The 14,453-nt window shown below is 62.4% G+C and carries 13 protein-coding genes and 1 pseudogene; 6 read left to right on the top strand and 8 right to left on the bottom strand.

Annotation, left to right across the window (positions count from 1 at the left end):
• Window position 1: 1 nt before the first annotated feature.
• The 6 genes and pseudogenes from M5G17_RS21100 to aspA all read right to left on the bottom strand — a co-directional run bounded on the left by M5G17_RS21100 (window position 2) and on the right by aspA (window position 7,530).
• Complete coding sequence (locus tag M5G17_RS21100) at window positions 2–1,102, bottom strand: polyamine ABC transporter substrate-binding protein (protein WP_273894827.1); 1,101 nt, start codon at window positions 1,100–1,102, stop codon at window positions 2–4.
• Between the two features lie 2 nt (window positions 1,103–1,104).
• Window positions 1,105–2,145 (bottom strand): annotated as a pseudogene (locus M5G17_RS21095) (histone deacetylase family protein); the annotation flags it as partial.
• Between the two features lie 141 nt (window positions 2,146–2,286).
• Window positions 2,287–3,279 carry an AraC family transcriptional regulator gene (locus tag M5G17_RS21090; protein WP_273894826.1) on the bottom strand — a complete coding sequence of 331 codons (993 nt, stop codon included), beginning with the start codon at window positions 3,277–3,279 and terminating at the stop codon, window positions 2,287–2,289.
• Window positions 3,280–3,339: 60 nt separating this feature from the next.
• Window positions 3,340–4,338 (bottom strand): asparaginase, encoded by a 999-nt coding sequence (locus M5G17_RS21085; protein WP_273894825.1) that lies wholly within the window; start codon window positions 4,336–4,338, stop codon window positions 3,340–3,342.
• 62 nt (window positions 4,339–4,400) lie between these two features.
• Window positions 4,401–5,816, bottom strand: a complete 1,416-nt coding sequence (locus tag M5G17_RS21080) for an alanine/glycine:cation symporter family protein (protein WP_273894824.1) — start codon at window positions 5,814–5,816, stop codon at window positions 4,401–4,403.
• Window positions 5,817–6,105: 289 nt separating this feature from the next.
• Window positions 6,106–7,530 carry an aspartate ammonia-lyase gene (aspA, locus tag M5G17_RS21075; protein WP_273894823.1) on the bottom strand — a complete coding sequence of 475 codons (1,425 nt, stop codon included), beginning with the start codon at window positions 7,528–7,530 and terminating at the stop codon, window positions 6,106–6,108.
• A gap of 177 nt (window positions 7,531–7,707) precedes the next feature.
• Between aspA and M5G17_RS21070 the strand changes: the two genes are divergently transcribed.
• The 5 genes from M5G17_RS21070 (at window position 7,708) to M5G17_RS21050 (ending at window position 11,327) form a co-directional block, all read left to right on the top strand.
• Window positions 7,708–8,616 (top strand): LysR substrate-binding domain-containing protein, encoded by a 909-nt coding sequence (locus M5G17_RS21070; RefSeq protein WP_273894822.1) that lies wholly within the window; start codon window positions 7,708–7,710, stop codon window positions 8,614–8,616.
• Window positions 8,617–8,816: 200 nt separating this feature from the next.
• Window positions 8,817–9,308, top strand: coding sequence for a 5-(carboxyamino)imidazole ribonucleotide mutase (gene purE, locus M5G17_RS21065; RefSeq protein ID WP_038615995.1), 492 nt, complete (start codon window positions 8,817–8,819; stop codon window positions 9,306–9,308).
• Window positions 9,309–9,318: 10 nt separating this feature from the next.
• Window positions 9,319–10,401 carry a 5-(carboxyamino)imidazole ribonucleotide synthase gene (locus tag M5G17_RS21060; RefSeq protein WP_273894821.1) on the top strand — a complete coding sequence of 361 codons (1,083 nt, stop codon included), beginning with the start codon at window positions 9,319–9,321 and terminating at the stop codon, window positions 10,399–10,401.
• Window positions 10,402–10,494: 93 nt separating this feature from the next.
• A complete protein-coding gene (locus tag M5G17_RS21055; RefSeq protein WP_273894820.1) occupies window positions 10,495–10,743 on the top strand; it encodes a GlsB/YeaQ/YmgE family stress response membrane protein in 249 nt (82 codons plus the stop codon).
• A gap of 50 nt (window positions 10,744–10,793) precedes the next feature.
• Complete coding sequence (locus M5G17_RS21050; RefSeq protein ID WP_273894819.1) at window positions 10,794–11,327, top strand: DUF3299 domain-containing protein; 534 nt, start codon at window positions 10,794–10,796, stop codon at window positions 11,325–11,327.
• Window positions 11,328–11,385: 58 nt separating this feature from the next.
• Here the strand turns inward: M5G17_RS21050 and M5G17_RS21045 are convergent, their stop codons facing one another.
• Both M5G17_RS21045 and M5G17_RS21040 read right to left on the bottom strand, forming a co-directional pair.
• Window positions 11,386–12,282 (bottom strand): D-hexose-6-phosphate mutarotase, encoded by an 897-nt coding sequence (locus tag M5G17_RS21045; protein ID WP_273894818.1) that lies wholly within the window; start codon window positions 12,280–12,282, stop codon window positions 11,386–11,388.
• 72 nt (window positions 12,283–12,354) lie between these two features.
• Entirely contained in the window at window positions 12,355–12,756 is a 402-nt protein-coding gene (locus M5G17_RS21040; RefSeq protein ID WP_130262069.1) for an acyl-CoA thioesterase, read from the bottom strand.
• 371 nt (window positions 12,757–13,127) lie between these two features.
• Here M5G17_RS21040 and M5G17_RS21035 point away from each other — a divergent pair, with 371 nt between their 5' ends.
• Window positions 13,128–14,417, top strand: coding sequence for an MFS transporter (locus M5G17_RS21035; RefSeq protein WP_273894817.1), 1,290 nt, complete (start codon window positions 13,128–13,130; stop codon window positions 14,415–14,417).
• The last annotated feature ends 36 nt before the right edge of the window (window positions 14,418–14,453 follow it).

Genomic DNA, 14,453 nt, shown 5'->3' with positions numbered 1-14,453 from the left:
GTCAGGTCCCGGCCTTGATCTTGGTCCAGGCGCGGGTGCGCGCCCGCTCGGCATCCCGCGGCAGCGGTTGCAAGGTATAGAGCTTGGCCATGGCAGCTTCGGTCGGGTACAGGTTGGGGTTATTGCGGATGGCCGGTGCGACCAGCTCGGTGGCGTCCTTGTTGGGGTTGGGGTAGCCGACAAAGTCGCTGATGGGTGCGATCACCTTGGGCTGCAGCAGATAGTTGATGAAGGTGTAGGCATCTTCCGGGTTGGCCGCACCTTTGGGGATTGCCAGCATGTCGAACCAGATCGGTGCGCCCTCCTTGGGCAGGCGCATGTCCACCACCACGCCGTTCTTCGCCTCGGTAGCGCGGTTGGCCGCCTGGGAGAAGCTGCCCGAGTAGCCGACCGCGACACAGATGTCGCCATTGGCGATATCGGCCATGTACTTGGAGGAGTGGAAGTAGGTGACGTGCGGACGAATCTTCAGCAGCAGTTCCTCAGCTTTTTTGTAGTCCGCAGGTTTTGTGCTGTTTGGTGGCAGGCCCAGGTACTGCAGGGCCAGAGGCAGGATCTCTGACGGCGAGTCAAGCAAGGCCACGCCGCACTGCTTGAGCTTGGCGATGTTTTCTTCCTTGAAGATCAGGTCCCAGCTGTCGACCGGGGCATTGTCGCCCAGGGCTGCCTTGACCTTGGCCGGGTTGAAGCCGATCAGCACCGTGCCGTACATGTAGGGCACGGCGAATTTGTTGCCGGGGTCGTTAGCCTCGATCAGCTTCATCAGTTTCGGGTCCAGGTGCTGCCAGTTAGGCAGCTTGCTGCGGTCCAGCGGCTGGAACACCCCCGCTTCGATCTGCTTGGCCAGGAACACATTGGATGGCACCACCACGTCGTAGCCGGAGTTGCCGGTCAACAGCTTGGCTTCGAGGGCTTCGTTGGTGTCGAAGATGTCGTAGATGAGCTTGACCTGGCTGTCTTTCTGGAAGTCCACCAGGGTTTGCGGGGTGATGTAGTCGAACCAGTTGTAGACCCGCAGGGTACGTTGTTCGGCAGCTTCCAGGCTACCGGCGAGCAGGCTGGTGCAGAGCAGGGGGGCGAGCAGGCGCTTGAGTCGGGCCATGCTTGAGCTTCCTGTTGGGCGCGTTCGAAACCTTCAAGTACGTTCACCGCGTTGATGCCGATTTCCTCGACCGCATAACCGCCTTCCATGACGAATAACGTCGGTTTGCCGAGGCGGGCGATGCGTTCGCCCATCTGCAGATAGTCGGGGCTGTCGAGCTTGAACTGGGAAATCGGGTCGTCCTTGAACGTATCCACACCCAGGGAAATCACCAGCACGTCCGGGCCATAGGCCGCAATGCGTTCACAAGCCTGGTCCAGTGCCTTGCTCCAGGTCGGCCAGTCACTGCCGGCCGGCAGCGGGTAGTTGATGTTGTAGCCCAGGCCGTCACCTTCGCCTTGCTCGTCGGCATAGCCGAGGAAGAATGGAAACTCGGCCTGCGGATCGCCGTGAATCGACGCGAAGAACACGTCACTGCGCTGGTAGAAGATCTCTTGGGTGCCGTTGCCGTGATGGTAGTCGACATCGAGGATCGCCACCTTGCGCCGGCCCTGATCCAGGAAGGCCTGGGCGGCGATGGCGGCGTTGTTCAGGTAGCAGTAGCCGCCCATGACGTCGCTGGCGGCGTGATGGCCAGGTGGCCGGCAGAGGGCGAAGGCGCTGTGCGCGCCGCTCTGGATTGCAGCCTGGGCGGTGAGGGCAACTTGCGCGGCGCTGTAGGCGGCTTGCCAGGTACCGGCGGTAATCGGTGCGCCCGCGTCGAAGCTGTAATAACCGAGTTCGCCATGCAGGCCGACGGGTTTGACGCTGCGCAGGGTGCGCGCGGGCCAGGTGAAGGGCAGTAGGTCGCCGTCGTGGCCCAGTTCGGCCCAGCGTTGCCAGGCACCTTCGAAGAAGTTCAGGTAGTCGGCACTGTGCACGCGCAGCAAGGGTGCGCGGCCAAAGTCAGCAGGGCCCTTGATGGTTCCCAGCTCGCGAGTTTCTACCCGCTGCAGAACATGGTCGGCGCGCGATGGCATTTCGAAGCAGGGCATCAGTTGCCCGTCGATCAGCTCGCAGCGGCCGTGGTGCAGGCGGTGGTCATCGGAATAGATCGTCAGCATTTTGTTGTTCTCCGGGTCACTGGCGTCGCTCCATTGTTGGTGGCGCAGGCCCGGTGCAGAACGACGGAAACGGCCAAAAGGGGATCGATGTGGCCAGCCTGGCTGTCCGGATTTCGCCCCCTGGCGGTGCAACAGCTGCATTCAGGCGCGGAAGTGGCTCGGCGCAACCCCGCTCCAGCGCATAAAGGCGTGACGAAAGCTCGCTGTTTCGCTGAAGCCGAGCAGTTCGGCGATACGGTAGATCGGTAGCTGATCTTCGGCCAACAGCTGTTTGGCGCGCTCGAAACGCAGTTCATCGAGCAACTGTTGATAGCTGCTGCCCAGCTCCTGCAGGTGCCGGCGCAAGGTGCGCGACGAGCAGTTCATCTGCCGTGCCAGGCCTTCCAGGCCAGGGGCGGCATCGAGTTGCTCAAGCAACAGTTGGCGGATCCGCCCAAGCCAAGCCTGGCGCCCGGTGAACTCCAGGTTGAGTCGGCGGCAACGCTCGCTCATGGCCCGGTGGGTGATCTGGTCGGCCAGTGGCAAGGGCTGTTCCAGCCAGGTGCGGGCGAAGGCGAAGGCATTGTCCGTCGCCCCGAAACGTAACCTGCAGGCGAAGCTGTCGCCATACAACGCATGGTAGTCGGGGGCCGGATGGGCAAAGCGCGTTGCCAGCAGCGGCAGGGGATGGCCGAGCAGGTCGTCGCAGATGACTTTCAACGAGGTCAGGCAGAACTCGGCGTTGAAGGCTGCCAGTTGAGGATCTTCGCGATAGTTGCTGGCACTTAACCAGACCCGCTCGCCCTCATCGATCAGACGCAGCTGGAAAAGTGTTCCCAGTAGCGCCGGATACCGCATCGCCAGGCGCAAAGCGTCACCTAAGGTGGCACTGGAGAGCAGGGCGTAACCGAGCATGCCGTAGCAGGAAACATGCATGCGCCGGCCCAGCTCCAGGCCTACTTCGCGGCGCTGGGCCACGGCATTGGCACACACCAGCATCTCCTGGCGGGTGGTGATGCGTGAGTCGGCGCGGCCCAGGTCTGCCGGGCTGATGCCGCTGCCGGCAAGCAGTGCTTCATCACCGGGGCCCTGGCCTTGAAAGGCTTGCAGAACCAGGGACACGGCATTCAGGGTGGTGAGGTGTGAATGGAGCATGCTCGGCTTCTTTCGACAGGTTGGCCGAACAAGCCGAGCAATTAGTATGCCTTGAGCCGCTTACTGCAATTCCCCGCAAAGATCCTGCTCCACCAGGCGTCTTGCCTCGGCTACCGGCAAGCCGCTGCCCAACAGTAATTGCAACTTGCCGAACAGTGCCTCGCGGGTCATGCCGCCACCTGACAGCACACCGACCTGGCGCAGGCGGCTGCCGGCCTCATAGACGTCCAGTTCGACCCCGCCTTCATGGCACTGGGTGATGGCCACCACGACGATGCCTTGAGCTTGAGCCTTGGCCAGGGCGGCGAGAAAGTCGGGGTTGTCGGACGGGCCGGTGCCGCTGCCAAAACATTCGAGCACCAAACCCTGTGCACCGCTGGCGAGCGCGGCCTGCAACAGCGGCGCGGAAAACCCCGGCACCAGTGGCAACACAGCGACATTGGCGACCTGCTTCGGCTGGCGGTAGTCCAGCGCCGCAGGCAAGGGCTTTACTGCGCCAGAGCCGGCAAAACGCTTGAGGGTAACGAACGGATGACGGCCAAAACTGCGGACCTTGGCGGTACGGTGCGGAGCTAGCAGTTCACCGTGGAAGTACAGTTGCACACCCGGCGCAACCCCGGCAGCCAGGGCCTGCAATGCGCCCGTGAGGTTTTCCCAGGCATCGCTGTCGGCGACACCGGCCGGCAGCATGGAGCCGGTGAACAACACCGGGGCTTGCAGGCCGAGCAATTGGAAACTCATGGCGGCGGCGCTGTACGCCAGAGTGTCGGTGCCATGCAGGACCAGCACGGCATCGCAGCCCTGGTTGTCGACCGCATCAATGATCGCTGTGCGCAAGCGCTGCCAGTACTGCGGGGTCATGTTGGCGCTGTCGATCAGCGGCAGCAGTTCACGGAACTGCCAGCTGGGAATGTTGGCGTGCCCGGCCAGTTGCTCGCGCATCCGTTGCTCGAAGCCCGAGGCCGGGGCCAGGCCGTTGGCGCTGGCTTGCATGCCGATGGTGCCACCGGTGTACAGCACCATGATGTTGCGGGCCGGTTGCGCAGTTGCCGGGGTCATTCGCCTGTCTCCATGGTCGGCTTGGGGAAGCCGACCACAGTACGCCATCACCCGGCTGGCTGTCAGCGCTTGGCGTTCTGGCCTTGGATTTTGGCCGGCCAGGCTTTGCGGTCGAGGTCCAGGTCGGCGAACTTGGCCGAATCGAACACCGGGGTTTTGATCCCGGCAGCGCGCTGGTCGTCATAGTCGCGCAGGATGCGCATGGCCACCTTGAACAGCAGGGCCAGGGCGATCAGGTTGACGAAGGCCAGGCAGGTCATGGTGATGTCGGCGAACGCGAACACCGTCCCCAGGTTCTGCACCGCGCCCCAGAAGATCAGCAGCAGCACCAGGGCGCGATAGCCGATCAGGGCCTTGCGGTTATCACCGACCAGATAGCGCAGGTTGCTCTCGCCCAGGTAGTAGTTGTAGAGGATCGAGGTAAACACGAACAACGCCAGGGCAACGCTGATAAAGACCCGCCCCCAGTCACCGACTACGGCCGCCAGCGAATTTTGCGTCAGGGCGATGCCGTCACCTTCGAAGCCCGGGGTATAGAAGCCCGAGAGCAGGATCAGCAAGGCTGTGCAGGTGCAGATGATGAACGTGTCGAGAAACACCGAGAACGCCTGGACCACGCCTTGGGCAATCGGGTGATCGACTTCGGCGACGGCGGCGACGTTGGGCGCGCTGCCAAGGCCGGCTTCGTTGGCGAACACACCGCGTTTTACGCCCATGATGATGGCGCTACCGACCAGGCCGCCGAACGCCTGATCCAGGCCGAAGGCGCTTCTGACGATGGTCATGAGCATGTCCGGCACCTGGTCGAACTGCAGCACGATCACGTACAGGGTCACGGCGATGTAGGCCAGGGTCTTGACCGGTACCAGCAGGTCGGCCACGGCGGCGATACGCTTGATGCCACCGATGAACACCAGGCCCAGCAGCACCGCCAGGGCGATGCCGGTGTAGGTGGTGTCGAACTGGAAGGCGTTGTTCAGCGAGTGGGTTACGGCGTGGGCTTGCAGGCCGTTGAAGGCGAAACCGAAGGTCACCAGCAGCAGGAAGGCCATGACCATACCCAGCCAGCGTTTGCCCAGGCCGTGTTCGATGTAGTACGACGGGCCGCCGCGGTACTGGCCTTCGCTGTCGCAACGCTTGTACAGCTGGCCGAGGGTGCATTCGATGAAGCTGCTGGACATGCCGACCAGCGCGGTCACCCACATCCAGAACACCGCACCCGGGCCGCCGAGGGTCACGGCGATGCCGACCCCGGCAATGTTGCCGGCACCGACGCGACCGGCCAGGCTGAGCATCAGCGCCTGGAACGAGCTCAGTTGTTCGCTGCTGCTACGCAGGCTGTCGCGAAATACCGCGAACATGTGAGTGAAGTAACGCAACTGAACGAAACGCGAGCGGATCGTGAAGTAACTGCCCAGACCGACAATGAGCACGATCAGTACCTTGCCCGAGAGGAAGTCGTTAATGACTTCAAGCATGGAGTGTTCCTCGCTTTTAATGACTTTTACTGCGTGCAACGCCGGGGTGCCGACACGCGAGAGGGCGGGCACTATACCGATGCGAGCGCCGCACGTCTGCCTTGGCGTGGCGGATATGCCCTCTGTGGGGGCTGGCTTGCCCCGCGATTGCGGTCTGTCAGCCAATTCCCATCGCGGGGCAAGCCCGCTCCTACAGGGCATAAAAAAAGGGCCCGGGGAGTGATCCCTGGGCCCTCAAAAGGTGAGAGGTGTCTAGTCCCTCAACCTGGTGAGCGTGTTACAGCATCGGTTACGCCTTGAGCGGCACCAGACGCGGAGCAATCATGTTTTCCGGACGCAGGATGTCGTTGAGCATCTCTTCGTCCAGCAGGCCTTCTTCACGTACCAGTTCCAGCACACCACGGCCGCTTTGCAGGGCGATGGCAGCGATACGGGTAGCGTTTTCGTAGCCGATGTACGGGTTCAGGGCGGTGACCAGGCCGATCGAGTGTTCGACCAGTTCACGGCAGCGCTGTTCGTTGGCAGTGATGCCGACGATGCAGTGCTCGCGCAGCATGTCCATGGCGCGTTGCAGCAGGCGGATCGAGTCGAAGATCTTGTAGGCGATCAGCGGCTCCATGACGTTCAGCTGCAGTTGGCCACCTTCGGCCGCGACGGTCAGGGCCAGGTCGTTGCCCATGATGGCGAAGGCCACCTGGTTGACTGCTTCCGGGATGACCGGGTTGACCTTGCCAGGCATGATCGAGCTGCCTGGCTGACGCGCTGGCAGGTTGATTTCGTTGATGCCGGTACGTGGGCCGCTGGACAGCAGGCGCAGGTCGTTGCAGATCTTCGACAGCTTGACCGCAGTACGCTTGAGCATGCCCGAGAACAGGACGAAGGCGCCCATGTCCGAGGTGGCTTCGATCAGGTCGGCAGCCGGTACCAGCGGCTGGCCGCTGATGGTGGCCAGGCGCTGAACGGCCAGGGCCTGGTAGCCCGGGTCGGCGTTGATGCCGGTACCGATGGCAGTACCACCCAGGTTGATTTCAGTCAGCAGTTCCGGGGCCAGCGAGCGCAGGCGCTGCAGGTCTTCGGTCATGGTGGTGGCGAAGGCGCGGAATTCCTGGCCCAGGGTCATCGGCACAGCGTCCTGCAGCTGGGTACGGCCCATCTTCAGTACGTGGTCGAATTCCTTGCCTTTGGCGGCGAAGGCCTGGATCAGGCTGTCGAGGCTGGACAGCAGGGCGTCGTGGCCCAGCAGCAGACCCAGGCGGATCGCGGTCGGGTAGGCGTCGTTGGTCGACTGCGCCATGTTCACGTCGTTGTTCGGGTGCAGGTACTTGTACTCGCCCTTCTGGTGGCCCATGGCCTCCAGCGCGATGTTGGCGATGACTTCGTTGGCGTTCATGTTGGTAGAAGTACCAGCACCGCCTTGAATCATGTCGACCACGAACTGCTCGTGGTAGTCGCCGCGGATCAGACGGGCGCAAGCCTCGCTGATGGCCGCGTGCTTGGCATCGCTCAGGTGACCCAGCTCACGGTTGGCGTCGGCAGCAGCCTGCTTGACCATGGCCAGGGCCACAACCAGCTTAGGGTAGTGCGACAGCGGAACGCCGGAGAGGTGGAAGTTGTTGGCAGCACGCAGAGTCTGGATACCGTAGTAGGCATCAGCAGGGACTTCGAGGGTGCCAAGCAGATCTTTTTCGACACGGAACGATGCAGCAGCGGACATGATGGATATCATCTCGAATTTGACCCGGCACATGCCGGAATGGCGCCAATCCTAGGCTGGCGCCGATTTTGCGGCCAATGCTGTTGCACGCTAACCTATGCACAAACGGCATACGGGTTGATGTGACGCCAACTGCCGATCGAGCGTGTTCAATTTTGGTGCATCCGTGGAGAGCCCATGAACCTTGAGAGCAAATGGCTGGAGGACTTCAGCGCCCTGGCCGCGACCCGCAGTTTCTCCCAGGCCGCCGAGCGCCGCTTCGTCACCCAGCCGGCCTTCAGCCGGCGCATTCGCAGCCTGGAAGCAGCGCTGGGGCTGACCCTGGTCAACCGCTCTCGCACGCCTATCGAGCTGACAGCGGCGGGGCAGCTGTTCCTGGTCACGGCGCGCACGGTGGTTGACCAGTTGGGCGAAGTGGTGCGCCATTTACATCATCTTGAAGGGGGGCAGGGAGAGGTGATTCAGGTGTCGGCGGCGCACTCGCTGGCGCTGGGGTTCTTTCCGCGCTGGATTGCACAACTGCGCAACGACGGCCTGAACATCGCCACGCGCCTGGTAGCGACCAACGTCGGCGATGCTGTACATGCCCTGCGCGAAGGTGGCTGCGACCTGATGCTGGCTTTCTATGATCCCGATGCTGCCTTGCAGATGGATGCGGAAATCTTCCCGTCGCTGCACCTGGGGCATACTGAGATGCTGCCGGTGTGCGCCGCCGATGCCGAGGGCAAGCCGCTGTTCGACCTTGAAGGCGAAGGCAGCGTGCCGTTGCTGGCCTACAGCGCCGGGGCCTTCCTCGGCCGCTCGGTCAATCTGCTGCTGCGCCAGCGCAACCTGCGCTTTACCACTGTTTATGAAACGGCGATGGCCGACAGCCTCAAGAGCATGGCCCTGGAAGGCCTGGGTATCGCCTGGGTACCGAGACTGTCGGCGCGGGCCGAGCTTGAGCGCGGTGAGCTGGTGGTATGTGGCGGCAGCCAATGGCACGTACCGCTGGAAATCCGCTTGTATCGCTGCGCCCTGGTGCGCAAGGCCAACGTGCGCTTGCTGTGGCGCAAGCTGGAGGGTGGGCCGGCGGCGTCGGCTTGACCCGAAAGTCAGCCAAAGCCCCGAAAAATAAGGCTGACAGTTGGTCGTCAGGGTGCATCCAAAGCGTTGCTTTGCGGTATACTGCGCGGCCTTCGGTCGGTATGCCCGGCCCTAATTCGTATAACAAGCCACGCCGGTTGTCCCGCGTGGCTTGTTGTTTTTTGACGCGCCTGCGGGCGCCCAAGAGAAGAGGCTCGACGATGAGTGCACTGGTTGGCGTGATCATGGGCTCCAAGTCCGATTGGTCCACCCTTAGCCACACCGCCGATATGCTGGAAAAACTCGGCATTCCCTACGAGGTCAAGGTGGTATCTGCCCACCGGACCCCGGACCTGCTGTTCCAGTATGCCGAAGAGGCCGAAGGCCGTGGCATCGAAGTGATCATCGCCGGTGCCGGTGGCGCTGCCCACCTGCCAGGCATGTGCGCGGCCAAGACCCACCTGCCGGTGCTGGGCGTACCGGTGCAGTCGTCGATGCTGTCGGGCGTCGACTCGCTGCTGTCGATCGTACAGATGCCAGCGGGCATTCCGGTTGCCACCCTGGCCATCGGCAAGGCCGGTGCAATCAACGCCGCACTGCTCTCGGCGAGCATCCTCGGTGCCAAGCACCCGCAGTTCCACACTGTGCTCAAACAGTTCCGCGCTGAGCAGACAGACAACGTTCTGGACAATCCAGATCCGCGCCAGGCCTGAGGTCAAAAGCATGAAAATCGGTGTAATCGGTGGCGGCCAGTTGGGCCGCATGTTGGCCCTGGCAGGTACTCCGCTGGGCATGAACTTCGCTTTCCTCGACCCGGCTCCAGACGCCTGCGCGGCGCCTCTGGGCGAGCACCTGCGTGCCGATTACGGTGACCAGGACCACCTGCGGCAGTTGGCCGACGAAGTTGACCTGGTGACCTTCGAGTTCGAAAGCGTCCCAGCTGAAACCGTGGCCTTCCTGTCGCAGTTCGTGCCGGTCTACCCAAGTGCCGAGTCGCTGCGCATCGCCCGCGATCGCTGGTTCGAAAAGAGCATGTTCAAGGACCTGGGCATCCCCACCCCGGCCTTCGCCGATATCCAGTCGCAAGCCGACCTGGATGCCGCCGTGGCCAGCATCGGCCTGCCTGCCGTACTCAAAACCCGCACCCTGGGTTATGACGGTAAAGGCCAGAAAGTGCTGCGCACAGCCGAAGATGTCGTGGGTACTTTCGCCGAACTGGGTAGCGTCCCCTGCCTGCTCGAAGGCTTCGTGCCGTTCACCGGCGAAGTGTCGCTGATTGCCGTGCGCGCCCGTGATGGCGAAACCCGTTTCTACCCGTTGGTGCATAACACCCACGATAGCGGCATCCTGCGCCTGTCGGTGGCCAGCGAAGACCACCTGCTCCAGGGCCTGGCCGAAGATTACGCCGGCCGCGTACTCAAGCAGCTCGACTATGTCGGCGTGCTGGCATTCGAGTTCTTCGAAGTCGATGGCGGCCTCAAGGCCAACGAGATCGCGCCGCGGGTGCACAACTCCGGGCACTGGACCATCGAAGGCGCCGAGTGCAGCCAGTTCGAAAACCACCTGCGTGCCGTCGCTGGCCTGCCGCTGGGTTCGACTGCCAAGGTCGGTGAAAGCGCCATGCTCAACTTCATCGGTGAAGTGCCGGCGGTGGACAAGGTGGTCGCCATCGACGAGTGCCACCTGCATCACTACGGCAAGGCCTTCAAGGTCGGGCGCAAGGTCGGTCACGCCACTCTGCGTTGCGACGACCTGACGACCCTGGAGCAGAAAATCCAGCAAGTCGAAGCCCTGATCAAGGGCTGAAGGGAACCTTCCCGCGCCGCTGTCCCTCTGATGGCAGGATGCCAAAGCGCTGACTAGGCTTTGGCATGCGCCATTCAACTCAGAGGGATTGCCATGGGTATCATCGGAACCATCTTCATCGGCCTGATTGTCGGTCTGCTGGCACGCTTCCTAAAGCCTGGCGACGACAACATGGGCTGGATCATGACCATTTTGCTGGGCATTGCCGGATCGCTTGCCGCGACCTACGGCGGCCAGGCGCTGGGCATCTATCAGGCCGGGCAGGGCGCAGGTTTCCTCGGCGCGCTGGTGGGGGCGATTATCCTGTTGGTGATCTACGGCCTGGTCGTCAAAAAGAGCTGACGGCAGGCTAGAATGCTCGGCACCGAACTCCTTCGTTGCCGAGCGTTTTCATGCGTCGTGTATTACTCCTCTCCCTGTTACTGCTCAGCGGCCTGGCCCAGGCTGAACTGCCGGAAACCGACTGGCTGGAGCTGATGCCCAAGTCGGACCAGAAAGCCCTCGAGCAGATGCCCGAAATCGACCACAACTCCCCGGAAGCCATGGGCACCTTCACCGAAAAAGGTGGCCTGAAGCAGAGCAAGGGCCTGCCAGCGGTGATGTACTCGACCAAGACCGTGGCGGCCATGAATGGCAAGCACATCCGCCTGGGTGGCTACCCGGTACCCCTGGAAACCGACGCCAAGGGTAACAGCACACTGTTCTTCCTCGTGCCGTATCCGGGTGCCTGCATCCACGTGCCGCCCCCACCGCCGAACCAGTTGGTGCTGGTGCGCTACGCCAAGGGCGTGAAGCTCGATGATATCTACACGCCGCTGTGGGTCGACGGCACCTTGACGATCGAGAAGGTCAGCAATGACCTGGCCGATGCGGCCTATGCCCTGGAAGCGGCGAAAGTGCGGGTGGTGGAAGAGGCAGATCTTTGAATGATCGCGGGGCAAGCCCGCTCCACCGGTAGGAGCGGGCTTGCCCCGCGATAGCAATCTAGAGCGACTCGCAACCGATGGTCAGGCTCATCGAATGAGTTGCCCCAGGTGCCAGCGTCACAACATCGTCCCAGACGTTTGCAGTCTCGATACACAGCATGCGTTGCCAACCATCATCGGCCATGTCCGCAAGCTCGGCAGCGCGCTCGGTCCAGGGGTTCCAGATTACTGCCGTGCGCGAACCTTGCGCCGTCAGCAGCATGCGCCGGTTCCAGGCCGGGTCGACAATGCTCAGTTGATCAGGCGCCTGAAGGTAGATACGGTCGGTTTCCCCGGTAAAGCCAAGGTTGCCTTGCTGCGTGCGCTGCTCCCAGTTGGCCAGGGTCTCGATGTAGTTCAGGCCATCGACACCTTCTACCTGCACCTTGCGCACATCGCTGACGGCGAAGTAACTGTGCAGCGCCTGGCTGAGGGTGACCGGAACGTTGTCGAGGTTGTAGCTGGAGAGGGTAATGCTCAGTTGCTTGCCCATGACAATGCTCAGCGTGAGCTCGACATTATGGGGCCAGCCGGGGAGGTCGCCCTGGGTCTCGGGCAGGGTGAATTCGACGCGGATATCGTCGCCGCGGCTTTCGATGCCCAGCAATTGCCAGTCACGACCGCGTACCAGGCCATGGGCCGGGCCGTCTTCCTCGCGATACATGGTGCGCACGGCATCAGGGTTGCGCTTGAAATTGCCAAACCACGGCCAGCACACCGGAACCCCGGCGCGCACGGATTTACCCTGCTTGAAGATGGCCTGTTCGCTGAGCCACAGCAAAGGTGGCTCGCCGAGGCGCTGATAGCTCAGCACCTGCGCGCCCTGCTGGGCGACCAGCAGTTCGGCGGTGTCGCTGGTGATGCGCCAGCAATTGAGCTCGCCGTGCTGTTCGGATTCGACCTTGGGTGTGGACATGCGCTTTATCTCGTAGGTTTGCCGTAGGGTCTTGGACCGCTAGCATACCCTTGAGTTTACCGCGCAGCGGTCTCAGCGACGAGGAGGAACCGAACGGGTGCGACCGCTGCCGTCGATGGCGACGAAGACGAAGACCGCCTCGGTGACCTTGCGCCATTCGCTGGACAGCGGGTCGTCGCTCCACACCTCGACCATCATCCGGATCGAGCTGCGGCCGATTTCCAGGGTCTGGGTATAGAAGGACAACTGTGCGCCGACTGCCACCGGCACCAGGAATGCCATGCGGTCAATGGCCACGGTGGCGACTCGGCCACCGGCAACGCGGCTGGCCATGGCAGTACCGGCCAGATCCATCTGAGCGACCAGCCAGCCGCCGAAGATATCGCCAAAACCGTTGGTTTCACGGGGCAATGCAGTAATCTGCAAGGCCAGGTCGCCTTGCGGGATAGGATCTTCTTGTTCGAGTTCAATCATGCCGGGGGTGCCTCTGACCCGTGACGCTTCGTTGGTTGGCGCTATGACAGACGCCTCGAAAAACGATTCAGCACAACTATTCTACGCTGCTTTCGCTTTGCCAGGCGGCGAAGGGAAACTCTGCGAAACCGACTAAGCATACCTAGCGGCGTTTTCGCACAACATCCTTCAGAAGACCAACCTCTTTCTGCAAGCGGCCAGTATATAGAGCCCAAAGCGCAGCGACGACCGTGCAGTCATGAATACTTGTATTGAATTTGTACTGCTATGTGCTTTTTCCGGCAATTTGCTATCGTTCGACGCTTCCCAGGCCAAAACCCGCGCCATAGGCGGCCTGCACTCCCAATAAGAAATGCCAACAAGAGAGACCTATGACCTCCGTGCCCGGCACTATCGCGCAGCCCTCGAGGCCGCTGACCCGCAGTGACTACAAGACCCTGTCGCTTTCCGCCCTGGGCGGTGCGCTGGAGTTCTACGATTTCATCATCTTTGTGTTCTTTGCCACGGTGGTCGGCAAGCTGTTCTTTCCGGCTGAGATGCCTGAATGGCTGCGCCTGATGCAAACGTTTGGCATCTTCGCCGCCGGCTACCTGGCGCGGCCGCTGGGCGGTATCGTCATGGCCCACTTCGGCGACCTACTGGGGCGCAAGAAGATGTTCACCCTGAGCATCTTCATGATGGCCGTGCCGACATTGATCATGGGCCTGCTGCCGACCTACGCGCAGATCGGCCTGTGGGCGCCGATCCTGCTGCTGGTGATGCGCGTGATCCAGGGCGCGGCGATTGGTGGTGAGGTTCCGGGGGCCTGGGTGTTCGTTTCCGAGCATGTGCCGGCACGCAACACCGGTTACGCCTGCGGTACGTTGACGGCTGGCCTGACCGCCGGGATCCTGCTCGGTTCGCTGGTGGCGACACTGATCAACACGGTGTACAGCCAGCAGGAAGTCGCCGATTACGCCTGGCGTATCCCGTTCCTGCTCGGCGGGGTGTTCGGCCTGTTCGCGGTCTACCTGCGCCGCTGGCTGCATGAAACCCCGGTGTTTGCCGAAATGCAGGCGCGCAAGGCGCTGGCCGAAGAAGTGCCGCTGCGCGCGGTGTTGCGTGACCATCGCGGTGCCATCGTGCTGTCGATGCTGCTGACCTGGCTGCTGTCGGCAGGCATCGTCGTGGTGATCCTGATGACCCCGGCGTTGCTGCAGAGCCTGTATCAGGTCAGCCCGACCGACTCGCTCAAGGCCAACAGCCTGGCCATCGTCCTGCTCAGCCTCGGCTGCATCGGCACCGGTGCCTTGGCCGACCGCTTCGGCGCCGGCCGGGTGTTCATCGTTGGCAGCCTGGCCCTGCTGGTGACCTCCTGGACCTTCTATCACACACTGCCAACCCATCCGGAGTGGCTGTTCCCGTTGTATGCCCTGACCGGCCTGTGTGTCGGCATCGTCGGCGCTGTGCCTTACGTCATGGTCAAGGCTTTCCCGCCTGTGGTGCGTTTCAGTGGCCTGTCGTTTTCCTACAACCTGGCCTACGCGATCTTCGGCGGGCTGACGCCGATGGTAGTGACCGCGCTGCTCAAGGTCAGCCCGATGGCGCCGGCTTATTATGTGGCGGGGTTGTGCGTGGTGGGCTTGCTGGTAGGGCTATACCTGTTTGCGCGTAAGCGCTGAGTCAATCCGGCAGGCCAAGTCTGCTGCCATACTTGC

The sequence above is a fragment of the Pseudomonas rubra genome, assembly GCF_028656935.1.
Taxonomy (GTDB): domain Bacteria; phylum Pseudomonadota; class Gammaproteobacteria; order Pseudomonadales; family Pseudomonadaceae; genus Aquipseudomonas; species Aquipseudomonas rubra.
Note: the sequence above shows the minus strand (reverse complement) of the source record. Positions and strands in the feature narration are given on the sequence as shown.